This window comes from Pseudomonas sp. SORGH_AS_0199 (assembly GCF_031453735.1).
Taxonomy (GTDB): Bacteria; Pseudomonadota; Gammaproteobacteria; order Pseudomonadales; family Pseudomonadaceae; genus Chryseomonas; species Chryseomonas aestiva.
The window spans coordinates 891012-914680 of the sequence record NZ_JAVJAE010000001.1 but is presented as its reverse complement, the minus strand read 5'-3'; the positions used below and the strand labels follow the sequence as shown (position 1 = coordinate 914680).

Here is a 23669-nt window from a genome sequence, read left to right as displayed (position 1 = left end):
CGAAATTCGGCGCAGCTTAGCGCTGCTCGAAATAAAAGTGCAACCAAGTGCAACCCATGAGGTTCTACCGTCGATCTGGTTGCACCAACAGGTAGGTAACAGATCGCAAGGCTATGCAGAGATCAGGCCAAGGGGTGCGACCAGGTTGAACCCCCGGCAGAGGAGAGCCTGCCGGACGAAGAGCGATCGTTAGCCTGGCAAGTGTTACCTGGCTTCACACCAAGGCGCTGGCTTCAGGCCAGGGAAGGGAAATGCGGCAGGACGAATTCGCCCAGTTCCTGGACCACTTCGCTGGCCGGACGCCGCGAGGGCCGCAGGTTGAGCGCCAGGTGATTGACCCCCGCCTCCTGCAACTGGGCAAGGTAGTCCACCAGCGCTCGCCGCCCGCAGGACAGTCCGGCATGGATGGGCCGAGGCGGCTGGGCCGGATCGCTGGCCAGTTCGAAGAACAGCCCCTGGGCGAAGGGCTTGAACAGCTCGCGCCCGCCGATCTCGTCCAGCGCCTCGCGCCAGACCCGCGTCAGGGCCGGGACGTGCTCGGCGGGCACGAAGTAGTAGAACCAGCCATCGGCCTTGGCGGCGATCCAGTCCACCGTCTGCCGACTGCGCCCGGTCACCAGCGCCGGGATGCGGCCGTGCACCGGTTTGGGCACCAGATCGGCCAATCCCTGCAGATCGCCGAAACGGCGAAATTCACCCCGGGGAAAATTGGTCTCGCCGGCCAGGCGAAACATCTCGAAGGCATCGCGGAAGCGCTCGCCTCGCCGCTCGAATTCGCTCTCCAGGCCAAAGGCCGGGTACTCCACCGGACGATCGCCGGAGGCCACCCCCAGCACCAGCCGACCATCGCTCAACTGGTCGACCGAGGCCGCCATCTTGGCCAGGTGCAGCGGATGGCGCAGGGTGATGACGGCGCTGCCGGTGGCCAGGGTCAGGTGCTGGGTGATGCCCGCCAGGTAGCCGAGATAGGTGAAGGGCTCGAACACCTGGCCGGCGTCGTTGAAACCGGGATCGTAGAAGGGCACGTCGCGCGCCCAGAGTGCCGCGAAGCCCAGCTGGTCGGCCAGCCGCGCCAGGCGGGCATGGTCGCGCAGGGTCGGCATGGGATCGTCAGGATAGCCTTCCAGCGGCAGCAGAAAACCCAGGGTCAGACGACCCGGCGCGAAAAGTCGCGAAAAGCCCGGATGCTGCAGAAAGGCGCGGCGACGCTCCGTGGTGGACATGGGATTCCTTGCCGGAGAGGGAAAGCGGATGACCTTTCTATGGAGTCTAACGGCATTCCAGGGTTCGCCAGACAACCGATGAGAGCGCGAGGCGTCGCTCATCTCCGCCAAGGGGGCCGCACCTGCTGGCGACGAAGCCTCCAGCCGCCCTTCCCTGCCGAGTCCAGGCCAGGACCTCTCGATCCCCACCCTTTGGCTGTATCACTAAAGCATGACTAATAAAAAATAGCCCATTAAAACGGCACCACTCGTTTCACCTGAACTTCGTGGCCAAGAATCTACTTCTTCAATAGTCCCGATACTGAGGACCAGCAAACAGCGGAATCCCTCTTTAAGCCTTTACATAAAGATTAGACTTACCATTATTTAAATGTTGTAAATACCAAACTTTTCCCCATGACCCTCGGCTAGAATCCGACGCCCTCAGCACTCCTCGAACCCCGGAACTTTCCGCCGAACGTTGGGAAATAGCCCCATGAAAATGAGCAACATGAGTGTTCGTACGAAGCTGTTTTCCGGCTTTACCGTCCTGATCATCCTGACCCTGGCTATCGCCTATGCCGGTTGGAACGGCATCCAGGCCCTGGGCCGACGCGGCAACCTGATCGAACAGTTCAACCAGCCGCAGCGTGGTCAAGGTCCACGAAGTCGCCGACCAGACCGCAGCCGCCACCGAGAAACCGCCGGTTCCAGCACCGAGCTGGCCAACCTGAGCCTGCAGCTGCAAGAGCTGACGTCGCGCTTCAGGGTCTGATACCTGTTCGGCTCCCGTTCCGCCGAACTCCCGGCCTGCTCTCGTCGCGGACGGAAGACCTCGGGCATTGATGATCGGGGGCTCGTTCAGGCCTGACGCCCAGGGGGCGTCTTGTCCATGCACTTCGGCGACACTTCAACCAGCCAGAAGCCTGCAGCGGAAGAAGCCCGGTTATCGAGTGAAAACCAACTACGAAGTTATGGGAATAATAAAGCCTTCATCCTGACCGAAGTTCGTCAGCCTTTGGACGAAGAGAATCCTCAACAGTCATAAACTTGAAACAAGGATTCCACAACCTGCTCTCTGTTGTTATCGGTTGAACGATATCTCTTATCTCAACATATAGTTCTACCTGGCACTCCGGTATTTATCACCGAATCGCTCGATAATTTCTGCACAGGCCTTTCGATATCACTACGGCGGCAAGGCCTGGCGTGTTGCCGAGTTCCTGGCAATGAACGCTTTCCCAGCGCCGCTGCTGCTCAACCCTGGTCGTCGTTCAGGCGATCCGGTCGTACCTGCAATCGCGGCCAGCGCTCCAGCCAGCCCTTGGTCGCGAGCCGCTGGCGAAAGGCTTCCGGCCGGGGCCGCCAGGGATTGGGCGTGAGATGCAGGGCCAGGAGCCCTTCCTGGGCGAAGGGACTGACGACTTCGAGCTCACCTTCGGCGGTCAGGCGCGCGGCCAGGGCCGTTTGCATCTCAGGCCAATGGGCCATGGCATCCCGGCAGTCGCGATAAGGGCGATCGTCATTGCGCAGATGCATCCGCGCCTGATTCTTCACCGACCAGGGCCGACCCGGCGCCCGCTCCGCCAGCGTCATCTCGATGGACCTGTCCCGCTCGGGTCGACAGTCGGTCGCGTCGAAATGGATGACATCCAGATCCGCCAGCGGCGTCGATTCGGCATGGCCATGCAGTCGATCCCAGACCAGGTTGCGCACGAAGCCTGCAGCCAGCCAGGCATCTGGCAGCTGCAGGTCGGCGAGGACGCGCAGCAGGCGCAGATGCTCGGCATCGGCCTTCAACCAGGACTCGATCTGGGAGAACACGGGGGTCATGGCAGGACTGGTCAGTCTGGAAATCCCGAAGATGACCGCCTGCACCGCCTTTCGCAACGCCCATCGCCAATAATCGCGATAACGTTTGGTCGTCTTAAGTTTTACCAGCAGATGTCGAAAATGTGACGGCTTCGCTAAATCACGTTTGCGAGGCCAACAGGACGTGGTGACCGGTCAGGACATGACCCTTGGCAAGCCCTCGCTCGAAAAGAGGGTGCCGCACCTCGCTGCTTGCTACTGCCCATGCTTCCCGAGGTGTAGATGTTTCGTAACCTGTCGCTGACGCTCAAGCTGTCGCTGCTGCCGGCTGCCGCTCTGCTGGGCCTGCTGCTCTACGTGGCCTATACCTCCGCCCAGCTGGCTGGCAACGATCAACGTCTCGACCAGCTGGAAAATCACAGCTATCCGCTGCTGGAAAAGGCCGACGCGGTGCTCTTCCAGTTTTCCCGCCTGCCCGGACTGTTCAACAGCGCCGTGACCGCCAGTGAACTGGAAACCCTGGGCGAGGCCCGCAAGGTGGTCGACGACATCGACAGCCGCCTGCAGGAAATGGGCGACCTCACCCGCCAGACCTCGGCGCGCAACGACGAGATCTCCGGCTGGCGCCAGGGTATCCATCGCTATGCGGACAACGCCCTGAGCGCCTCCGAGCAACTGATCAAGGGCAGCGGCTCCTTCGATTCCCTGCGGCCCAATCTGGACCGCATGGCCACGGATCTCGCCGCTGCCCAGCAGCTGGGCACCACCCTGCGCAGCCATGCCTATACCGACTTCCAGCAGACCCTGGCCCAGGCCCGCGACCAGAATGCCGACACCACCCGGGTCGGCATCTGGCTGAGTCTGCTGCTGGTGGTGATCCTGGCCGGCGCCGCCGTGCTGACCATCCGCAGCGTGCTCGGCAGCGTGCGCGAGGTGATCACCTCGCTGCGCGCCATCGCCGAGGGCGACGGCGACCTCACCCGTCGCCTGCAGGTCGGCTCGCGGGACGAGATCGGCCAGATGACCGCACTGTTCAACGTCTTTCTCGATCAGCTGCAGGGCACCATCAAGGCCATCGTCGATGCCGCCCACCCGCTGGGCCAGGTGTCCGGCGAGCTCTACAGACTCACCCAGACGGTGGAGAACAACGCTCGTTCCCAGCAGGGTCACACCGAGTCCATCGGCCGTGACATCCAGACCATGAACACCAACCTGCATGAGGTGGCCGACCGCTCGCGCGAGGCCGCTGACCAGGCCTCCGCCGCGGCCGAGCAGTCCGCCGCCGCCCGTACCAGCATCGGCCAGCTGTCGCGCAACATGGGCGAACTCGACGACAGCGTGCGCCAGTCGGCCGAGTCCATGCAGCAGCTGGAACAGGAAACCCGCCAGGTCGGGCTGGTGCTGGACGTGATCAAGTCCATCGCCGAGCAGACCAATCTGCTGGCGCTCAACGCCGCCATCGAGGCCGCGCGCGCCGGCGAACAGGGCCGCGGCTTTGCCGTGGTGGCCGACGAGGTGCGCAATCTGGCGCAGAAGACCGCGCGCTCCACCGCCGAGATCCAGCAGATCATCGAACGCCTGCAGGGCAACGCCCAGCGCGTGCTGCAGGCCATGCAGGGCAGCCATACCCAGGCGCAGGTCAGCGCCAGCAGCTCCCAGGCCGCCACCGCGATGCTCGAAGGCATCGCCCAGGCCGTGGCGCGCATCAACGACTACAACGCTCAGATCGCCCTGCTCACCGGCGAGCAGCTGAGTCTTTCCGATTCGATCAGCAGCGACACCCGCCGCCTGCAGACCGATACCCAGTCCAGTGCGGACAGCACCACCGCCACCGCCCGCATGGGCGAGCAACTGGTGGTGGTCGACACCGATCTCCGGCAGGCGACCTCGCGCTTCCGCATCTAGCTAGCCCGCTACCGACTTTCCCTATACCGAGAAACCTCTAGGAGCATTTCCATGGCTTTTGCACGTCTGCTCGCCTTCGGCGCGGCCCTCACCTGCGCGGGATCCGCGCTCGCCCTCGATCAGGGCGACTACCGCTTCAACGGCTTCGGCACCGCCGGCATCACCCACCTGGGCGGGGAAGACGACGGCCGCAGCTTCGGCATCAACGGCCAGACCAACGATCACTGGCGTGGCGATCAGCTGAGCAAGCTGGGCGGCCAGTTCCAGTACGGCCTGACCGACAAGCTGGACGCCACGGTGCAGGTCACCGCCAAGGCCGAGCAGGACCAGTGGAAGGCCAACCTGGAATGGGCCTATCTGGCCTTCCATGCCACCGACAACCTGACCTTCCGCGCCGGCCGCCTGCGCACGCCGGTGTTCATGTATTCCGAGACCCTGGACGTGGGTATCACCTACCCCTGGCTGCGCCTGCCCGACGAGGTCTACAGCCAGGTGCAGGTCTCCAACTACGAAGGCGCCGACGCCCTCTGGAGTCTGCCGGTCGCCTTCGGCACCCTGAACGTCCAGGTGAGCGGGGGCCAGGCGGTCAATCGCAACTACTTCGTCAACGATGATCTCTACGACATCGACTACAAGCGCATCGCCGCCGCCAACGTCAGCCTGGCGACCAACGAGTACGGCACCGTGCGCCTGGCCTACACCGAATCGAGCATCGACCTGCACTACCCGTTGCTGACCCTGGACGACCAGAAGGGCAAGTTCACCTCGCTCGGCTACCAGTACGACAACGGTACCTGGCTGACCAGCAACGAATGGACCCGTCGCGTCATCGAGGGCGACAACCAGGGCAGCAGCAACGCCTTCTACCTGATGGCCGGTCGCCGCTTCGGTGACTTCCTGGCCCACGTGACCTACGCCCAGCTGGACGAAGAACGCGCCGGTCGCCAGAGCTCCTGGACCTATGGCCTGAACTACAACATCACCCCCAGCCTGGTGCTCAAGAGCGAATACAAGCGCGTCGACACCACCGGCGGCTACAACGGCACCTTCGTCAAAACCGACAGCGAGAGCATCGCCAACGCCGTCTACGACCGCAGCGGTGGTCGCTTCGGCGCGCCGGCGCGCAACTTCGACGGCGACATCGTCAGCATCGGCCTCGACTTCATCTTCTAAGGAATCCGCCCATGAGTTCTCTCCGCCTGCTCACCGGCGCCGCCCTGCTGTTCAGCGTCGGTCTGGTCCACGCCGAAGTCGCCGTGATCGTCAACCCGGCCGCGGCCAAGACACCCGGCCAGGATGAAGTGGCCAACATCTTCCTCGGCAAGGACAAGTCGCTGAAGGGCGTCGACCAGAAGGATTGGTCGGCCACCAAGGAGACCTTCTATGCCAAGGTCGCCAACAAGAACGAAGCCCAGCTGAAGTCCTACTGGTCGGGCCTGGTGTTCACCGGCAAGGGGCAGCCGCTGCCCAGCGTGGCCGGCGACGCCGCCGTGGTCGCCCAGGTAGCCGGCGAAGCCGACGCCATCGGCTACGTGGACAAGGCCGCGGTCACCGACAAGGTGAAGGTCCTCTTCACCCTGCAGTGATAGTCGCACCATGAAAAAAGCCGTCTCGCGACGGCTTTTTTCATTTCCGGGAAGGCCTCAAGCCACCGAGGCGATGCGGTTGCCGGCGCTGGCCTTCTCGACCTTGATGGCGACGAACTTGGAAGTGGGCGTGAAGCTGCCCTCGCCGTAGCTCTCCAGGGGCACCAGCGGATTGGTCTCCGGGTAGTAGCCGGCGGCCTGGCCGACCGGGATGTCGAACGGCAGCGCGGTGAAGCCGCGGACTCGGCGCTCGATGCCGTCGTCCCACAGGGCGACCAGATCCACCTTCTCGCCGGCGGCCACGCCCAGCCGATCCAGATCGGCCTGGTTGACGAAGACCACGTCGCGCTGGCCCTTCACGCCGCGATAGCGGTCGTCGAGGCTGTAGATGGTGGTGTTGTACTGGTCGTGGGATCTCATGGTCTGCAGGATCAGATCCGGCTTGATGCCCTGGCGGCGGACCGCGTCCGGCAGCAGGTCATGCAGCAGCGCATTGGCGGCGAAATTGGCCTTGCCGGTGGCGGTGTTCCACTCCCGGCGCCCGGCCTTGTTGCCCAGGTAGAAGCCACCGGGCGCGGCCAGCCGGGCATTGAAGTCCTGGAAACCGGGGATGACGTCGGCGATCAGGTCGCGGATGCGGTCGTAGTCCTCGATCAGCCAGTCCCAGTCCACCGGATGGTTGCCCAGGGTGGCCTTGGCCAGCCCGGCGACGATGGCCGGCTCGGACTTCATCTGCGACGACAGCGGCCGCAGGATGCCGGCCGAGGCATGCACCATGCTGAAGCTGTCTTCCACGGTGATGGCCTGCTTGCCGCCCTTCTGCACGTCCGTCTCGGTACGACCCAGGCAGGGCAGGATCAGCGCCTGCCGACCGGTCACCAGGTGGCTGCGGTTGAGCTTGGTGGCGATGTGCACGGTCAGCCGGCACTTGCGCAGCGCCTTGTGGGTGCGCGAGGTGTCCGGGGTGGCCTGGGCGAAGTTGCCGCCCAGGGCGATGAACACCTTGGCCTGCCCCTGCTCCATGGCGGCGATGGCCTCCACGGTGTTGTGACCACGGTTGCGCGGCGGCTCGAAGGCGAAGCGCTTGGCCAGGGCGTCGCTGAGCCAGGCCGGGGCCTTCTCGTCGATGCCCATGGTGCGGTCGCCCTGGACGTTGCTGTGGCCGCGCACCGGACAGAGACCGGCGCCAGGCTTGCCGATCTGGCCGCAGAGCAGCTGCAGGTTGGCGATCTCCTGCACCGTGGCCACTGAGTGGCGGTGCTGGGTGATGCCCATGGCCCAGCAGATGATGACCTTCTCGGCCCGGGCATACATGCGCGCGGCCTGCTCGATCTCGCGCAGCGACAGCCCCGACTGGCGCTCGATCAGCTCCCAGGAGGTGGCGTCGACCTGGGCCAGGTAGTCGTCCATGCCGAGGGTATGGGCGGCGATGAAATCGTGGTCGAAGATGCGCTTGCCACCCTTGGCGGCGGCTTCGCGCTCCCACTGCAGGAGGTACTTGGCGATACCGCGCAGCGCCGCCATGTCACCGCCCAGAGCCGGACGGAAATAGGCGGTGTTGGTCGGCCGCGAGTCGTTGGTGAGCATCTCCAGCGGATTCTGCGGATGCTGGAAGCGCTCCAGGCCACGCTCCTTGAGCGGGTTGAAGCAGACCACCTGGGCACCGCGCTTCACCGCGTTGCGCAGGGTCTCGATCATGCGCGGGTGGTTGGTGCCGGGATTCTGGCCGATGACGAAGATGGCATCGGCCTCGTCCAGGTCGTGATAGGTCACGGTGCCCTTGCCGACGCCGATGCTGCGGCCCAGGCCGACGCCGCTGGCCTCGTGGCACATGTTCGAGCAGTCGGGGAAATTGTTGGTGCCATAGGCGCGCACGAACAGCTGGTAGAGGAAGGCCGCCTCGTTGCTGGCGCGACCCGAGGTATAGAACTCGGCTTCGTCGGGGCTGGCCAGGGCCTTGAGCTCCTTAGCGATCAGCGCGAAGGCGGCATCCCAGGCGATGGGCACATAGCGATCGGTGGCGGCGTCATAGCGCAGCGGCTCGGTCAGCCGGCCCTGGTATTCGAGCCAGTAGTCGCTCTGCTCCTGCAGCGAGGTCACGCTGTGGCGAGCGAAGAAGGCCGCATCGACACGGCGCTTGGTGGCTTCCCAGTTGACCGCCTTGGCGCCGTTCTCGCAGAACTTCACCAGGCCGTTTTCCGGCGCCTCGCCCCAGGCACAGCCCGGGCAGTCGAAGCCGTGGTCCTGGTTGGTCTTGAGCAGCGTCCGCAGATTCTTGAAGGCGTTGCCGCTGTCGAGCCAGAAGTGCACCACGCTCTTCAGGGCGCCCCAGCCGGCGGCGGGGCCTTGATAGGGTTTGAAGGACTGCTGAGGTTTGTTCATGGCGATACCTGTGGGATCAAGGGGCAACGGGCGCCGGGGCATAGACCCGCGGTGGCGACCGGTGCGGCAGGTGGATCAGATTGAGACGATGGCGGCGCGCCCATTCCACGGCGAGCCCGGTGGGCGCCGACAGGGTGATGAGGGTGGCGAGCCCGGCACGCACCGCCTTGTGGATGAGTTCGAGACTGCAGCGACTGGTGACCACCACGCAGCCCTCGCGCACCGGCTGGCGCTGGCGCAGCAGGGCGCCGATCAGCTTGTCCAGGGCGTTGTGGCGGCCGATGTCTTCGCGGCACAGGGTCAGTTCACCCTGAGCGTCGATGAACAGCGCGGCATGGACCGCCCCGCTGCGTTGACCGAGATCCTGGGCAGCATCGATCCGCTGGCGCAGGTCATGCAGATGGGCGGCCGGGGGCAGCCGCACCTTGCGCAGTCGATCCAGCTGCGGCAGCGCCTGTTCCAGCGCCTCGACCCCGCACAGGCCGCAACCACTGGTCCCGGCCAGCTGGCGGCGCTGCTGCTTGAGCGCCCAGAAGGTGCGGCTGCTGATCTCGACGTCGACATTGAGCGCCTCGCCCACGCGCCGCACCTGGATGCCATAGATGTCGTCGATGGCATCGACGATGCCGGCGCTGAGGCTGAAACCGACCACGTAGTCTTCCACGTCGGCCGGGGTTGCCATCATCACCGCATGGCTGATGCCATTGTAGGCGATGGCCAGCGCCACCTCTTCGGCCAGCGGCTGTTCGCCCCGTACGGCAGGCTGCTCCAGCTCGGCGAAGGCATAGCCGGCGGGGGGCGCGGCAACGAGGTCTGGCGATTGCTGGGACATGGGCGAAAACGACCTGCGGCGGTTTGACACAGATCAAAGATTAACCAGCACATCCCGAGGCGTCTAATCGCTATGACCGATGCCTTGATAAACGCTATCTATCACTCTCGGCGTAGAGCGCCTTGACCGCCTGGAAGCAGGCATCGGCGACCGCCAGTCGGGGTTCGGTCCGACGAATGAGCAGGCCCAGCGGCGTCAGGGTGCGGGCCGTGTCGATGGGAATCAGCCGGGCGTGGGGAGTAAGGCGATCGAAGCCGCCGGCCAGGGGCACCACGGCGCAGCAAAGTCCGGCATTGACCCCCTGCAAGAGCAGATAGACCGCATCGGTCTCCAGCACCGGCTGCGGCGTCAGGCCCAGGCTGCGAAAGCCGTGGTCCACCGACTGGCGAAAATGCATGGCGCCGGTCAGCAGGCCGAGCGGCAATCCGGCCACAGCCTGCCAGTCCAGCGCGACCTGGTCGAAGCTGAAATGCCGCTCGTCATAGAGCAGGCCCATGCGCGTCTCGGTCAGGGTCAGGCTGTCGAAGCGCGCCGGATCCAGGTGTTCCAGGTAGGAGATGCCCAGCTCCAGGCGATTGCTGGCTACGGCTTCGAGGATGCGCTCGGTGCTCAGCACCTGCAGCTGGAAGTGCAGCTTGGGGTGCAGCAGGCGCAGGTGCTGCAGCAGCGGCATGGGATCGAAGCTGGCCAACGGCACCAGGCCGACCCGCAGGGTGCCCACCAGTTGCCCCTGGAAAGCCTGGGCCTCGGCATAGAGCCCGTCATGGGCGGCCATCAGGGTGCGCGCCCAGGCGAGGATGCGCTGACCGGCCTCGGTGAAGCCCTCGAAGCGCTGCCCGCGACGCACCAGCTCCACCCCCAGCTCGTCTTCCAGGCCGCGCAGGCGCATCGACAGGGTCGGCTGGGTAACGTGACAGCGCGCCGCGGCCTGGCCGAAGTGCCGCGTCTCGTCCAGGGCGATGAGAAAGCGCAGTTGCTTGATATCCACCGGTCTACTCCGCGATCTGGCCTGCTTGGCCCCCTCTCCCCCTGGGAGAGGGTTGGGGTGAGGGTCTTTTGTTCAGGCTGGCAGCAACTCCCGATAGTCCCGCACCGCCTCGAATTCCTCGCTGTCCTTGGGTCCGCGCCGGCTGTCCGGCTCGTGGATCGCCAGCAGGTGGGCGACCCCGTAGTCGCGGGCGCTGCGCAGGATCGGCAGGTTGTCGTCGATGAACAGGGTGCGCGCCGGATCGAAGGCGAAGTCGGCCTGCAGGGCGTGCCAGAACTGCTGTTCTTCCTTGGGGAAGCCATAGTCGTGGGAGCTGATCAGCCGATCGAAATAGGGCGCCAGCTCGATGCGCTCCAGCTTCAGCGACAGGGAGTCGCGGTGGGCGTTGGTGATCAGCGCCACCCGCTTGCCGGCGCGCTGCAGGGCGGCCAGGAAGGTATCGGCATCCGGACGCAGGGCGATCAGGTGGGCGATCTCCTCCTTGAGTTCGCGCATGGAAAAACCCAGCTCGGCGCTCCAGAAGTCCAGGCAATACCAGGTCAGCTTGCCCTGGTGGCTGAAAAACAGCGGCTCCAGCTCGGCCTTGGCCAGCGCCAGGGACTGGCCGTGGCGCTCGGCATAGCGCTGCGGCAGGTACTCCAGCCAGAAATGGTTGTCGAAATGCAGATCGAGCAGGGTGCCGTCCATGTCCAGCAACACGGTATCGATACGGCTCCAGTCGAGAGGGGTCATGGTGACTCCGGATCATGTAACAGGCGGGTTATCATACCCGTCCGCCCAGCCCAGGAGCCGTCCATGCGCCAGAAACCCACTGTTCTCGCCCGACAGATCGTGGCCAAGAGCCGCCTGTTCACCGTCGAGGAGATGCAGTTGCGCTTCGCCAACGGCGAGGAACGCACCTATGAGCGCCTGGCCAACAAGGGCACCGGTCACGGTGCGGTGATGGTGGTGGCCCTGCAGGACGCCACCCGCGCCCTGCTCATCGAGGAATACTGCGGCGGCGTGGAAGACTACGAACTGTCGCTGCCCAAGGGCCTAGTGGAGCCGGGCGAAGAGATCCTCGACGCCGCCAATCGCGAACTCAAGGAAGAGGCGGGGTTCGGCGCCCACCAGTTGGAATACCTCACCGCGCTGTCGCTGAGCCCCGGCTACATGAGTCAGCGCATCCATGTGGTGCTGGCCCGCGACCTCTATCCGGAGCGCCTGCCCGGCGATGAACCCGAGCCCATCGAAGTCAGCAGCGTCGACCTGCGCGAGCTGTCGCAGCTGGTGCAGAATCCGCGCTTTTCCGAAGGCCGGGCCCTGGCCGCCCTCTACCTGGTGCGCGACCTGCTCACCCAACGCGGAGAACTGCCGGCATGATGGCGCCCGTTTCCATTACCGCTCCGCTGGTACTCAACGTCATCGACCTGGTGCGCCAGGCCGGCGCGGCCATCCTGCCCCACTGGCGCCAGGGCGTGGCGGTGCGGCAGAAAAGCGACGACTCGCCGGTGACCGCCGCCGACCTCGCCGCCCACCGGGTGCTGGCCGACGGCCTCGCCCGGCTGACCCCGGACGTGCCGGTGCTGTCGGAGGAAGCCTGTGACATCCCCTTCGCGGCGCGCAGCGTCTGGGACGTCTGGTGGGTGGTCGACCCCCTGGACGGCACCAAGGAATTCATCGACGGCAGCGAGGAATTCACCGTCAACGTGGCCCTGGTCGAACGCGGCCAGGTGATCTTCGGCGTGGTCGGCATCCCCACCCGGGACGTCTGCTTCAGCGGCGGCCGCGAACTGGGCGCCTTCCGCATCCAGGGCGAAGACGGCATCGAGATCGGCGTGCGCGTCCAGCCGGAAGACGCCTTCACCGTAGTCGCCAGCCGCCGCCACGGCAGTCCGGCCCAGCAGCGCCTGATGGACGGGTTGGGCGATACCTTCGGCGAACCCAAACTGGTAAGCGTCGGCAGCTCGCTCAAGTTCTGCCTGCTGGCCGAAGGCCTGGCCGACTTCTATCCCCGACTCGCCCCCACTTCCCAGTGGGATACCGCCGCCGCCCAGGGCGTGCTGGAAGGCGCCGGCGGCGAGGTCGTGACCCTGGACGGCCAGCCCCTCACCTACGAGATGCGCGAGTCCTTCCTCAACCCGCACTTCCTCGCCCTGCCCCGCGAGGCCGCCTGGCGGCAACAGGTGCTGGAGCTGGCCGGGTCGTTGGGCGACGCCTGAACCGTCAGGCCACGACCTTGGCCAGTTCCGGCACATCGCCGGACAGGCCCAGGGCGCGGCGGACGAACAGCGCCTTGGCCTCGAAGTGGCGATCGACCTGCTTGAGCGCGGCGTTGCGCAACCAGCGCAGCGGCAGGCGGCCGTCTTGGAACAGGCGCTGGAAGCCTTCCATCGCCGCCATCATCGCCAGGTTGTGCGGCATGCGGCGGCGCTCGTAGCGTTCCAGCACCCGCTGTTCGGCGATGGATTCACCGCGCGCCTGGGCATGGCGCAGTTCCTCGGCCAGTACCGCGGCATCGAGAAAGCCCAGGTTGACGCCCTGCCCGGCCAGCGGGTGGATAACGTGGGCGGCATCGCCGATCAGCGCCAGGCCAGGTTCCACATAGCGCTTGGCATGGCGCTGGCGCAGCGGGATACACAGTCGCGTGTCGCTGCATTCCACCTTGCCCAGACGCTGCTCGAAGGCCTCGCCCAAGGCCTGGCAGAAGGCCGCGTCGTCCAGGGCCATCAGTCGCTCGCCCTGCTTGGGCGTGCAGGACCAGACGATGGAGCACCAGCGGGTATCGCCACCGCGGTCCAGAGGCAGGAAGGCCAGCGGGCCGTCGTCGGTGAATCTCTGCCAGGCGGTGCGCTGGTGCGATTCGGCGCAGCGCACGCTGGTGACGATGGCATGGTGCAGATAGTCCCACTCGCGGGTTTCCAGCCCGGCCAGGCGGCGTACGGCGGAGGTGGCACCATCGGCGGCCACCACCAGGGGGGCGCGGATCTGGCGGTCACCAGCCAGTTGCACCAGCCACTGGTCGCCGGAGCGACGCAGCAACTCCAGGCGCGCCTCGGGCAGGAGCAGGACGTTGGCCTCGGCCAGGCGTTCGAGCAGGGCATCCTGCACCACGCGATTCTCGACGATATGGCCGAGCACCTCGGCATGCACGCTGGCGGCATCGAAATGCACGGCGCCGGTGCCGGAGCCGTCCCAGACGTGCATGGCCTGGTAGGGACTGACGCGGCGCGCGAGGATGCCGTCCCAGGCGCCGAGGCGTTGCAGGATGCGTTGACTGGCCAGCGACAGGGCGCTGACCCGGGGTTCGAAAGGCAGGTCGCTTTCGACCGCGCCAGCGGTGAGCGGGCCGCGGTCGAGCAGCACCACCGACAGGCCGCTGTCGGCCAGAGCCAGGGCCAGGGCGCTGCCGACCATGCCGGCACCGACGATCACCAGATCCGCATGGGTCAGCATGCTCGTTTCTCCTCGCAGGTCAGGGACGGGTACCCAGGCCCATGGCCTGGCGGGCGAAGGCACTCTTGGCCGGCGGGCACAGCTCCAGGCCGACCAGGCCCAGGTTGCGTCCGGCACTGAGCCAGGGCCGACTGTTGGAGAACAGCCGGGTGATGCGATCGGAAAAGCCGATGGTCAGCTGCTGGTCCAGGCGCTGGCGCTGCAGGTAGTCCTGCAGGGTAGCGAAGTCGCCGGGCGCCGCGGCGCTCTCCAGCAGGCACTCGGCCAGGCTGTCGACATCGCGCAGGGACAGGTTGAAGCCCTGGCCGGCGATGGGGTGCAGGCTGTGGGCGGCATTGCCCAGGACCACCAGGTGCGAGCGGACCTGTTCGTTGGCTTCCAGCAGGGTCAGGGGATAGGCATGGCGGGTGCCGACCTGGGTGAAGCTGCCCAGGCGATAGCCCACCGCCTGCTGCAATTCGGCGAGAAAGACGGCGTCGGGCGCCTGTTGCAGGCGCAACGCCTCGGCATCCGGCTGGGTCCAGACCAGGGCGCTGCGCTGACCCGGCAGGGGCAGCAGCGCCAGGGGGCCGTGGGGGGTGAAGCGTTCGAAGGCGCGACCACCATGACCCAGATTGGTCGAGACGTTGGCAATCAGCGCGGTCTGCTCGTAGACCGTCCGCCGCACCTCGATGCCGAGGGATTCGCGCAGCGCCGAGCGGCCGCCGTCGGCCAGTACCGCCAGGCCGCATTCGAGGATGTCGCCATCATCCAGCTCCAGGCGATAGCCATCGGCAACGGCGGTGAGCGTGCGCACCTCGGCCGGGCAGCGCCATTCCACGACCTCGTGATCCAGCGCCTGCCAGAGCACCTGGCCGATCCAGGCGTTCTCCACCACATAGCCCAGCGCCGGCAGATTCTCGTCGCGGGCGAGCAGCTGGGTCACGCCGAAACGGCCCTGGTCGGAAACCTGGATCTCGCGGATCGCTTCAGCGTGTTCGGCCAGGGCATCCCAGACGCCGAGGCGCTGGTAGATCAGCCGCGAGCCGTAGGACAGCGCCGAGGAGCGGGCATCGTAGCTGGGCTGATAGGTGTCGCCGGGGGCGAAGGGCTCCACCAGCAGGATGCGCCAGCCGCGCGCCTTGGCGCCGGCCTGCAGGGCCAGGGCCAGACTGGCACCCACCAGGCCGCCACCGATGATGGCGATATCAGGACGTTGCATGAGCGTTCTCCCGGCGGTCGCGCGCGGCCGCCATCAAGCCTTCGATCTCCGCGGCCGCCTTGGGCAGGCCGGCGGTCAGCACCTCGCAACCACTGCGCGTCACCAGCACCTCGTCCTCGATGCGGATACCCAGGCCGCGCCATTTGCGCGGCACCTCGGCCTCCACCGGGATATACAGTCCGGGCTCCACGGTCAGCGCCATGCCCGGCTCCAGCATCCGCCACTGATCGCCGATGCGGTATTCGCCGACGTCATGGACATCCAGCCCCAGCCAGTGACCGGCGCGGTGCATGTAGAACTGCCGACAGGCGCCCGTCTCGATCAGGTCGTCCAGTTCACCCTGGAGCAGACCCAGCGCCAACAGCCCTTCGGTGATCACCCTGACCGTGGCTTCGTGGGGTTCGTTCCAGTGCCGCCCGGGCGCCACGCAGGCAATGGCGGCCTGGTTGGCGGCCAGCACGATGTCGTACAGCTGCCGCTGCTCCGGCGAGAAGCGGCCATTGACCGGAAAGGTACGGGTCACGTCGCTGGCATAGCACTCCAGTTCGCACCCGGCATCGATCAGCACCAGGTCGCCGTCGCGCAGGGGCGCATCGTTGGCCTGGTAGTGCATGACGCAGGCATTGGCCCCGGCGGCAACGATGGAGCCATAGGCCGCCAGTCGGGCCCCGCCCTGGCGGAAGCAGTAGTCCAGCTCGGCCTCCAGGTGATACTCGCGCAGCCCCGGTTGGCAGGCCTGCATGGCACGCAGGTGGGCCGCACAGGTCAATTCGGCGGCGGCCTTGAGCAGGCGCACCTCGGCGGCCGACTTGTACAGCCGGCTGTCGTGCAGCAGGGTATCCAGCGCCAGCAGCTCCCGCGGCGGCGAGGCGCCCTGGTCGGCCTTGGCGCGGATCAGCTCGATCCAGTTGAGCAGTTGCCGCTCGAATTCCGGATGGGCGCCCATGGCGTAGTAGACCCGCTCGCGCCCTTCCAGCAGGCCGGGCAGGATGTCGTCCAGATCGCCGATGGGAAAGGCATCGTCCGCGCCATAGTCGGCCAGCGCCCCTTCCTGACCGGCGCGCCGACCCTCCCAGCGTTCCAGCTCCGCGTCCCGCTCGCGGCAGAACAGCAGGTATTCACCGTGGGCCCGGCCGGGAATCAGCACGGCCAGGGCCTCGGGCTCGGGAAAACCGGTGAGGTACTGGAAGTCGCTGTCCTGGCGATAGGGCTGCTCGATGTCGCGATTGCGCAGGCACACCGGCGCGGCGGGCAGCAAAGCGATGCCGCCGTGGCCGATCTCGGCCATCAGGGCACGGCGGCGCCGGGCGAATTCGGCCTTGTGGATCCGCGGCATGGCCGCTCAGTGCACCACGGGCGCAGGTTCGGGGAGGGGGCCGCGCCCGTATTCACCGTACAGCAGCAGCGGCGCCACACGCAGGTATTCGGTGACTTCCATGAAGTCGTTCTCGCCCTCTTCGCCTTCCTCGGCGGGTTCCTGGATCTGTGCAATGGCCGCCAGGTCCTCGAGCACCTCGCGCGCCTCGCCCGAGACCTCGCCGGTGCGCCCGGACAGTCCGAAACCGGCCAGGAAGCCCTGGCACCACTGGCCCAGGGCAGCGGTGCGCTCGGCGAGCGGCATCTCGTCCGGCGGCAGCATCAGCACCAGGGCCACCTGCTGGCCGGCGAATTCCTGCTGCACCATGCCCAGCAGCCCCGACAGTGCCGCCTGCAGACGCTCGCCCGGCGCGCCACCGAGCAGCTCGCTGGCCGCGGCCAGCCAGTCGTTCTCGTCGAAGCCCGCGCCCCCACAGACCCGCCCGAGCAGGTGACCGTGGAGTTCGGCAGGCGAGACCGGCAAAGCGGCCTCGGCGAGCAAGGTGGAGAAGGCGGCGTAGGCGGATGCTGAGCTGGACATGGCGTCGAGGGGAGGCGCTGGCTAGAATGAAGCCTTATCCTACGCGCTGACCCCGCCGGCGGCCAATCTCGTTGCACCCTTCTGGAGCTGTAGCCCTCATGCGCGAGTCTCGCGACACGCCCCTCGACGCCGATCTGGAAGCCCTCGGTGACCGTGTGGAGCGCCTGCTCCTGCGTCTTGAGGAATTGCAGCGGCAGAATCGACAACTGCGCCAGGGCGAGCGCAACTGGCGCCAGGAGCGCGCCGAGTTGATCGAAAAGAACGAATTGGCCAGATCGAAGGTCGAAGCGATGATTTTACGCCTGAAAGCTTTGGAGCAGGACTCATGAGCATCGAGACCGTGACCGTCCAGATAATGGAAAAGGAATATCGCATCAGCTGCCCGGCTGACGAGCGCGCCAACCTGGAGAGCACCGCTCGCTACCTGGACGGCAAGATGCGCGAGATCCGCGGCAGCGGCAAGGTCATCGGCGCCGACCGCGTGGCCGTGATGGCCGCCCTCAACATCACCCACGAACTGCTGCACCGCCAGGACGACGTCAGCCTGGAAGTCAGCAGCACTCGCGAGCGGGTCCGCGACCTGCTGGATCGCGTCGACCGGGCGCTGATCACCGAACACGACACCACTGCCTGACCGCCAGCCGAGGATCGGCAGGGGGGTTTGCATCCCGGCTCAGGGGCGTATACTGGAGGTCACTCTCTGGTGTGTGCGCCAGTCGGTCATGTCCCCGAGCCGATAAGCAACACCCCGGGGGTTGCTCGTAAGGCTGGTGTGCATGTCCGCTACGGCGGAAAGCCTAAAGGTCTACGACTTCTCCCACCTTGAACCAAGGGTTCAAGGGCTACACCGGCAGCGGCATTCCGGAGAGCTCATTTTTTTCCATGACCATCCCGCCTTCTCCCGATCTCAGCAGGCCCGCGCTGCGCAAGCTTCTTCGCCAGCGACGTCGCGCCCTTACCCCTGTCCAACAACGCCAGGCCGCCCGCCAGCTCTATCGGCAACTCGCCCAGCATCCGCTGTTTCGCCGTGCCCGACATATCGCCTTCTATCTGCCCAGCGATGGCGAGATCGATCCGCGTCCACTGCTCGAAGAAGCTCAGCGCCGCGGCAAGGCCACCTATCTGCCAGTGCTCTCGCGCTGGCCGCGGACGGCGATGATCTTTCAGCGGGTCGGTCGCGGCGAATCCTGGGTGCGCAATCGCTTCGGCATCGCCGAGCCGCGCCCGGATCGGCGCCTGGGTCGGCCGACCTGGGCCCTGGAGCTGATCCTGATGCCGCTGGTGGGCTTTGATCCCCAGGGCGGACGCCTGGGCATGGGCAAGGGCTTCTATGACCGCAACCTGGCCTACCTGGCGTGCCGGCGGCAATGGCACAGTCCGAAGCTGATCGGCTGCGCCCATGAATGTCAGAAGGTGGAGCGACTGGCACTGGCAGCCTGGGACGTGCCCATGGCGGCCGTGGTGAGCGATGGCGACTGGTACGCTCAGCGGATGGGAGAGACTTCCCGCGTCGGCTGAACGTCGCTGGCATAGCGGGCGTACTGCTGCTGGCTCTGGTGCTGTTCCCAGAAACTCTGGGTGTACCCGGTGGTGACCACGCCCAGGGTAAAGATCAGGACCAGCACCCATAACAGATCAGGTTTGCGTTTCATCGAGCTGGGCCACCCCCTTGCTGGCACCTTTGGGCAGGACAGGACGTCGCCCTGTTATGCTCAGCGCGTACGATCAGACTACATCCGGAATGGGCGGCATTCTGCGACAAGCGGTCGCCCCTTGCAATCGACCAGACCCTTTCCTGGAAGCTCCCGAGCCTCCATTCGTCAGGAGACGAACCGTGGCCTGCTGGCTGTTGAAATCCGAGCCCGATGAATTCTCGCTAATCGACCTGGAACGCCTGGGCCAGGCGCGCTGGGACGGGGTGCGCAATTACCAGGCGCGTAACTTCCTGCGCGCCATGGCATCCGACGAACTGTTCTTCTTTCATCATTCGAGTTGCGCCGAACCGGGCATCGCCGGCATCGGCCGCATCGTCGGCGCGGCCTTCGCGGACCCTACCGCCCTGGACCCTGAAAGCCCCTACCATGCGCCCAAGGCCAGCGCCGAAAACAACCCCTGGACGGCGCGCCAGGTCGCCTTCGTCGAGGCCTTTCCGCGGGTGCTGACCCTGCCGCGCCTGCGCCAGTTGCCGGCGCTCGCCGACTTCGCCCTGCTGCGCAAGGGCAACCGTCTCTCGGTGATGCCGGTCAGCCCGGCGGAGTGGACAGCGATCGTCGCCGCGGCGCGCGGCTGACCGCCGGCCTCAGGGCTGGATGATCAGGTTGTTGAACAGCAGGTCTTCCACCAGCGGCTTGCCCTCCTCCTGGGTGAGCACGCTCTGCACCTGCTTGAGCGCCTCCTGGCGCAGTTTCTCGCGGGCTTCCACGCCGGCCAGGGTTTCGTCGGTCTGCTGGGCGAAGAGCATCACCAGCTGATTGCGGATCAGCGGCTCGTGGAACTCCACCTTATCCTTGGCTTCCTTGCCGGTCATCATCAGGGCGATGTCGGCCTTGTAGTACTTGAGCTTGGGCCCGCTGCCATAGTTGCCGACCAGCGCCGGGGTCAGGTTGTAAAATTCGGTCTTGGGTGCCTCCCCTTCCTTCTTCTCTTCGCTCGCCCAGACATTGAAGGCCAGGCAGAAGGACAGCAAAACGGCAGCGACGGCTTTCACGGCGAATCCTCTAGAGGTGAATGGCTGCAGCATAGCCAGCGGGATTCAAGGGGTCACCTCGAACCTGAGGGTTCCGATCACCTGGCCGACGTCCGTCACCACTTGCACCTGCCAACGGCCGGTCACGTCGCCGGGGAAGTTCTGCTTGTGGGTCCAGGCGCGATAACCGGCCTCGCGACCGCCGCTGATATCCAGCGGAATCCGATCCACCTCCTGACCGGCATGGCGCCAGACATGGTAGATGCGCTCGTTCAGGCCGCGCGGCGCGTTGATGGCGGTGAAGGCATAGAGCCCCTGGGCGCGCAGCTGGGCACTGCTCAGGCTCTTCACCGCATCGCCGGGCTGGCGCTTGAGGCTGTCGAAGTTGGTGCTCATGCCCATGTCGGTCAGCCACAGGGTGGCCGGCGGCACCCAGGCGCGGCCCAGCCAGCCGAAGGCGCCGATGGCCAGGCACAGACCCAGCAATCCCAGCCAGCGCCAGCCCAGGCGTACCCGGAAGGCCACCGCCAGACTGGGAAAGGACAGCAGCACGGCGACGCCCAGGGCCAGTTCGTAGCTCTGGGTGGTGGTCAGGTGCAGGATGATCGGCAGGGCGGTGAGCAGCACCGCGAACAGCGTCAGGGTGTGGTAGCTGAGGAACACCCAGCGTCGCGGCGCCAGGGCCTTGTAGTAGAGCGGATCGATGATGGAGACCAGCGCGGCCGCGCCGATCAGCCCGGTGAACAGCGCCTGGCCGCTGTTCCAGGCCGTGGTGATGGCAAAGAACGGCAGGCAGAAGAACAGGCTTTCCTGGTGGATCAATTGGGTGGCGTAGCGCAGCAGCGGTGGCGGCAATTCCCAGCCGAAGCGCCGGCTGACCCAGCCCCGCAGCACGTTTTCCAGCATCAGCCAGACCCAGCTCGCCAGCATGATCACCGCCATCACCGGGGCGAAGCCCTTCTGCCGGTCCACCAGCAGGAAACTGCAGATCCCTGAAATGAAGCCGGCCAGGGCGATCAGCCGCGGATAGCGTTCGAACAGGGCGGTGGCCAGGTTCAGGGCGCGGGAGGACAGGACTTTCCAGGCAGGCATGACGACTCGTGAAAACGGCAGCAAAGACGCGCCACCCTAGGCGCGCAACCCGCACAGATCAAGGGGGAATCCTGGCGCTCGTTGCCATAGGGCGGAAAAGCCTATGCAGGCTGTAATATCATTGTAATATTCGAAAACGAACCTGGAATGTTCGCTTTCGATTAATACCTATAACAATACCGAGGCTCCCATGCTTGGAATCTTCGCCCCTGCGGCCCATCGCACGCCGCTGCCCGCCGATCGCATCGATCCCGTCTACCGCCGTCTCCGCTGGCAGATCTTCGCCGGGATCTTTATCGGCTATGCCGGCTACTACCTGCTGCGCAAGAACTTCTCGCTGGCCATGCCCTACCTGGTGGAGCAAGGCTACAGCCGGGGTGAACTGGGCGTGGCGCTGTCCGCGGTGGCCATCGCCTACGGCCTGTCCAAGTTCCTCATGGGCCTGGTCTCGGACCGCTCCAATCCGCGCTACTTCCTGCCCTTCGGGCTGGTAATGTCGGCGCTGGTAATGCTGCTGTTCGGATTCGCACCCTGGGCCACCTCCAGTGTCAGCATCATGTTCGTCCTGCTGTTCCTCAACGGCTGGTTCCAGGGCATGGGCTGGCCGCCCAGCGGTCGCACCATGGTGCACTGGTGGTCGCAGAAGGAGCGTGGCGGGGTGGTCTCGGTGTGGAACGTCGCCCACAACGTCGGCGGCGGCCTGATCGGCCCGCTGTTCCTGCTCGGCCTGGCCTGGTTCAACGACTGGCACGCCGCCTTCTATGTCCCGGCTGTGGTGGCCCTGGCGGTGGCGGTCTTCGCCTTCATCGCCATGCGCGACACCCCGCAGTCCTGCGGCCTGCCATCGGTGGAACACTGGAAACAGGACTTCCCCGAGGGCTACAGCGAAGGTCACGAACGCGAATTCTCCACCAAGGAGATCTTCGTCGAGTACGTGCTGAAGAATCGCCTGCTCTGGTACATCGCCCTGGCCAACGTCTTCGTCTATCTGCTGCGCTATGGCGTGCTGGACTGGGCCCCCACCTACCTCAAGGAAGCCAAGCACTTCTCGGTGGACAAGACCTCCTGGGCCTACTTCTTCTACGAGTGGGCCGGCATCCCCGGCACCCTGCTCTGCGGCTGGCTCTCGGACAAGCTGTTCCGCGGCAACCGCGGCGCCACCGGGGTGGTGTTCATGCTCGGCGTGCTGGTCGCCACCCTGGTCTACTGGCTCAACCCGGAAGGCAATCCCGGCATCGACCTGGCGGCCCTGGTATCCATCGGCTTCCTGATCTACGGACCGGTGATGCTGATCGGCCTGCAGGCGCTGGAACTGGTACCCAAGAAGGCCGCCGGCACCGCCGCGGGCTTTACCGGGCTGTTCGGCTACCTGGGTGGCTCGGTCGCGGCCAACGCCCTGGTCGGCTACACCGTGGACCACTTCGGCTGGGATGGCGGCTTCATGCTGCTGATCGGCTCCTGTGTCCTGGCCATCGTCTTCCTGGCGATGACCCTGAGACACACCGGCATGGTGGCCAAGTCGGCGCAGTAGCGCCGATTGCCCAGGGTGGATGACGGCACAGCCTCATCCACCCTGGGTCCTGGTCGAAAACGCTTTGTGCTTTTCGATCAATCGCGGCCATGGGCCGCTCCTACAGGTAGAGCTTACCCGTAGGAGCGGCCCATGGCCGCGATAGGCTCACCCCCGCGGCGCGTAGGCGAAGACGTCGGCGCGCATCTGGTGCGCGTCCATGCCGGCTTCCACCAGGGCGTCCAGGGTGGCATAGACCATCGCCGGCGAGCCGCTGGCATAGACGTGCAGGCCGCTCAGATCGGCGAAATCCGCACGCACCACCTCGTGCAGCAGACCGCAGCGCCCTTCCCAGCCACAGGCATCGCTCACCACCCGGTTCAGAGTGAGATTGGGCAGTTCCGCCCAGGCGTCCCAGGCCTCGATGGCATAGAAGTCGTCCGGCGTGCGCACGCCCCAGTAGAGGTGCACCGGATGGGCGAAGCCCCGGGTACGGGCATCTTCGATCAAGCTGTGCATCTGGGCCATGCCGGTCCCGGCGGCGATTAGTACCAGGGGGCCTTCAGGCAGTTCGGCCAGATGGGCGTCGCCATAGGGCAACTCGACCTGCGCCATACCCTTGCTTTCCAGTTGCGCCAGCAGCGCCTGGCTGCTGGCCTCGCGCGCCAGCACGTGCAATTCCAGCTCACGCCCCTGATGGGGCGCCGAGGCCAGGGAAAAGGCCGACTGCTTGCCGTCGTCGCGCTGGATCAGCAGGTACTGACCGGCATGATAGCGCGGCGGCCGCCCGGCTGGAGCACGCAGGCGCACCCGGCGGACATCGCCACCCACGTCGTCCAGGGCCACCACCTGGCAGGCCAGCCGGCGCACCGGCAATTCGCCAGGCGCCAGGACGCCGTCCCACTGCAGCAGGCAGTCGCTCAGGGGTACGGCCACGCAGACATAGATCTCGCCATGATCGACGGTCTGGCCGTGCTGGGCGACCTGGCCCTCCACCAGCAGCGCGGCGCAGAGCTGGCAATTGCCGTTGCGGCAGCTGTGCGGCCCGCTGTAGCCGAGGCGCTGCGCGGCGGCCAGGATGGCCTCGCCGGGCTGGGTTTGCAGTACCGCACCCGAGGGCTGCAGGGTGACCTTCATCGTC

Annotated in this window: 25 protein-coding genes and 1 other RNA gene; 12 read left to right on the top strand and 14 right to left on the bottom strand. The window is 66.0% G+C overall.

Annotated features, from left to right (window positions below; translation table 11 throughout):
- Positions 1–233: 233 nt before the first annotated feature.
- Positions 234–1223, bottom strand: coding sequence for an LLM class oxidoreductase (locus QE444_RS04330; protein ID WP_187980921.1), 990 nt, complete (start codon positions 1221–1223; stop codon positions 234–236).
- A 490-nt stretch (positions 1224–1713) separates the two neighbouring features.
- On the opposite strand from QE444_RS04330, the gene QE444_RS04325 reads away from it, so the two are divergent.
- Positions 1714–1977, top strand: a complete 264-nt coding sequence (locus QE444_RS04325; RefSeq protein WP_309737419.1) for a hypothetical protein — start codon at positions 1714–1716, stop codon at positions 1975–1977.
- A 482-nt stretch (positions 1978–2459) separates the two neighbouring features.
- Here the strand turns inward: QE444_RS04325 and QE444_RS04320 are convergent, their stop codons facing one another.
- Positions 2460–3035: a nucleotidyltransferase family protein gene (locus tag QE444_RS04320; protein WP_309737418.1), complete on the bottom strand. Its 576-nt coding sequence runs from the start codon at positions 3033–3035 to the stop codon at positions 2460–2462.
- A 261-nt stretch (positions 3036–3296) separates the two neighbouring features.
- Between QE444_RS04320 and QE444_RS04315 the strand changes: the two genes are divergently transcribed.
- Genes QE444_RS04315 through QE444_RS04305 form a run of 3 tightly spaced genes read left to right on the top strand, consistent with a single transcriptional unit; the run spans position 3297 to position 6505 of the window.
- Positions 3297–4919, top strand: coding sequence for a methyl-accepting chemotaxis protein (locus tag QE444_RS04315; protein WP_309737417.1), 1623 nt, complete (start codon positions 3297–3299; stop codon positions 4917–4919).
- Positions 4920–4970: 51 nt separating this feature from the next.
- Positions 4971–6092 carry a hypothetical protein gene (locus QE444_RS04310; protein ID WP_133860492.1) on the top strand — a complete coding sequence of 374 codons (1122 nt, stop codon included), beginning with the start codon at positions 4971–4973 and terminating at the stop codon, positions 6090–6092.
- An 11-nt stretch (positions 6093–6103) separates the two neighbouring features.
- Entirely contained in the window at positions 6104–6505 is a 402-nt protein-coding gene (locus QE444_RS04305) for a phosphate ABC transporter substrate-binding protein (RefSeq protein WP_133860491.1), read from the top strand.
- A 57-nt stretch (positions 6506–6562) separates the two neighbouring features.
- On the opposite strand, the gene QE444_RS04300 is transcribed toward QE444_RS04305, so the two are convergent.
- From QE444_RS04300 to yrfG, 4 genes are all read right to left on the bottom strand, one after another.
- Positions 6563–8887 (bottom strand): FdhF/YdeP family oxidoreductase, encoded by a 2325-nt coding sequence (locus QE444_RS04300; protein WP_309737415.1) that lies wholly within the window; start codon positions 8885–8887, stop codon positions 6563–6565.
- A gap of 16 nt (positions 8888–8903) precedes the next feature.
- Positions 8904–9719, bottom strand: a complete 816-nt coding sequence (fdhD, locus tag QE444_RS04295) for a formate dehydrogenase accessory sulfurtransferase FdhD (RefSeq protein ID WP_093253409.1) — start codon at positions 9717–9719, stop codon at positions 8904–8906.
- 94 nt (positions 9720–9813) lie between these two features.
- Positions 9814–10707: a LysR family transcriptional regulator gene (locus QE444_RS04290; RefSeq protein WP_309737414.1), complete on the bottom strand. Its 894-nt coding sequence runs from the start codon at positions 10705–10707 to the stop codon at positions 9814–9816.
- Positions 10708–10779: 72 nt separating this feature from the next.
- A complete protein-coding gene (gene yrfG / locus QE444_RS04285; RefSeq protein WP_187980916.1) occupies positions 10780–11439 on the bottom strand; it encodes a GMP/IMP nucleotidase in 660 nt (219 codons plus the stop codon).
- Positions 11440–11502: 63 nt separating this feature from the next.
- Between yrfG and nudE the strand changes: the two genes are divergently transcribed.
- Both nudE and cysQ read left to right on the top strand, forming a co-directional pair.
- A complete protein-coding gene (nudE, locus tag QE444_RS04280; protein ID WP_309737413.1) occupies positions 11503–12069 on the top strand; it encodes an ADP compounds hydrolase NudE in 567 nt (188 codons plus the stop codon).
- On the top strand, positions 12066–12908 hold the full coding sequence (gene cysQ, locus QE444_RS04275) for a 3'(2'),5'-bisphosphate nucleotidase CysQ (RefSeq protein WP_309737412.1): 843 nt from the start codon (positions 12066–12068) through the stop codon (positions 12906–12908). The genes nudE and cysQ overlap by 4 nt, the downstream gene beginning before the upstream one ends.
- A gap of 4 nt (positions 12909–12912) precedes the next feature.
- Here cysQ and QE444_RS04270 read toward each other — a convergent pair whose 3' ends face one another.
- Genes QE444_RS04270 through QE444_RS04255 form a run of 4 tightly spaced genes read right to left on the bottom strand, consistent with a single transcriptional unit; the run spans position 12913 to position 17240 of the window.
- Positions 12913–14142 carry a 2-octaprenyl-3-methyl-6-methoxy-1,4-benzoquinol hydroxylase gene (locus QE444_RS04270; protein ID WP_309737411.1) on the bottom strand — a complete coding sequence of 410 codons (1230 nt, stop codon included), beginning with the start codon at positions 14140–14142 and terminating at the stop codon, positions 12913–12915.
- Between the two features lie 19 nt (positions 14143–14161).
- Positions 14162–15343, bottom strand: a complete 1182-nt coding sequence (gene ubiH, locus QE444_RS04265) for a 2-octaprenyl-6-methoxyphenyl hydroxylase (protein ID WP_309737410.1) — start codon at positions 15341–15343, stop codon at positions 14162–14164.
- Positions 15330–16679, bottom strand: a complete 1350-nt coding sequence (gene pepP / locus QE444_RS04260; RefSeq protein ID WP_263259093.1) for a Xaa-Pro aminopeptidase — start codon at positions 16677–16679, stop codon at positions 15330–15332. The genes ubiH and pepP overlap by 14 nt, the downstream gene beginning before the upstream one ends.
- A 6-nt stretch (positions 16680–16685) precedes the next feature.
- The gene (locus QE444_RS04255; RefSeq protein WP_309737409.1) at positions 16686–17240 is read right to left on the bottom strand and encodes a UPF0149 family protein; all 555 of its coding nucleotides are present in this window, start codon (positions 17238–17240) and stop codon (positions 16686–16688) included.
- Positions 17241–17338: 98 nt separating this feature from the next.
- Between QE444_RS04255 and QE444_RS04250 the strand changes: the two genes are divergently transcribed.
- From QE444_RS04250 to QE444_RS04235, 4 genes are all read left to right on the top strand, one after another.
- Positions 17339–17569 (top strand): TIGR02449 family protein, encoded by a 231-nt coding sequence (locus QE444_RS04250; protein ID WP_007161334.1) that lies wholly within the window; start codon positions 17339–17341, stop codon positions 17567–17569.
- Entirely contained in the window at positions 17566–17874 is a 309-nt protein-coding gene (locus tag QE444_RS04245; protein WP_133860477.1) for a cell division protein ZapA, read from the top strand. The genes QE444_RS04250 and QE444_RS04245 overlap by 4 nt, the downstream gene beginning before the upstream one ends.
- A 60-nt stretch (positions 17875–17934) precedes the next feature.
- Positions 17935–18112, top strand: a non-coding RNA gene (gene ssrS / locus QE444_RS04240) — 6S RNA.
- A gap of 16 nt (positions 18113–18128) precedes the next feature.
- Positions 18129–18758 (top strand): 5-formyltetrahydrofolate cyclo-ligase, encoded by a 630-nt coding sequence (locus tag QE444_RS04235; RefSeq protein WP_309741918.1) that lies wholly within the window; start codon positions 18129–18131, stop codon positions 18756–18758.
- Here QE444_RS04235 and QE444_RS04230 read toward each other — a convergent pair.
- Positions 18725–18892, bottom strand: coding sequence for a hypothetical protein (locus tag QE444_RS04230; RefSeq protein ID WP_166655883.1), 168 nt, complete (start codon positions 18890–18892; stop codon positions 18725–18727). The genes QE444_RS04235 and QE444_RS04230 overlap by 34 nt on opposite strands.
- A 182-nt stretch (positions 18893–19074) precedes the next feature.
- Between QE444_RS04230 and QE444_RS04225 the strand changes: the two genes are divergently transcribed.
- Positions 19075–19530: an EVE domain-containing protein gene (locus QE444_RS04225; RefSeq protein WP_309737408.1), complete on the top strand. Its 456-nt coding sequence runs from the start codon at positions 19075–19077 to the stop codon at positions 19528–19530.
- A gap of 9 nt (positions 19531–19539) precedes the next feature.
- Here the strand turns inward: QE444_RS04225 and QE444_RS04220 are convergent, their stop codons facing one another.
- Both QE444_RS04220 and QE444_RS04215 read right to left on the bottom strand, forming a co-directional pair.
- A complete protein-coding gene (locus QE444_RS04220; RefSeq protein WP_309737407.1) occupies positions 19540–19947 on the bottom strand; it encodes a flagellar basal body-associated protein FliL in 408 nt (135 codons plus the stop codon).
- A 45-nt stretch (positions 19948–19992) separates the two neighbouring features.
- Positions 19993–21018, bottom strand: a complete 1026-nt coding sequence (locus QE444_RS04215; protein WP_133860473.1) for a DUF5924 family protein — start codon at positions 21016–21018, stop codon at positions 19993–19995.
- A 190-nt stretch (positions 21019–21208) separates the two neighbouring features.
- On the opposite strand from QE444_RS04215, the gene glpT reads away from it, so the two are divergent.
- Positions 21209–22549, top strand: a complete 1341-nt coding sequence (gene glpT / locus QE444_RS04210; RefSeq protein WP_133860472.1) for a glycerol-3-phosphate transporter — start codon at positions 21209–21211, stop codon at positions 22547–22549.
- Between the two features lie 147 nt (positions 22550–22696).
- On the opposite strand, the gene QE444_RS04205 is transcribed toward glpT, so the two are convergent.
- A complete protein-coding gene (locus tag QE444_RS04205; protein WP_309737405.1) occupies positions 22697–23665 on the bottom strand; it encodes a CDP-6-deoxy-delta-3,4-glucoseen reductase in 969 nt (322 codons plus the stop codon).
- Positions 23666–23669: the final 4 nt, after the last annotated feature.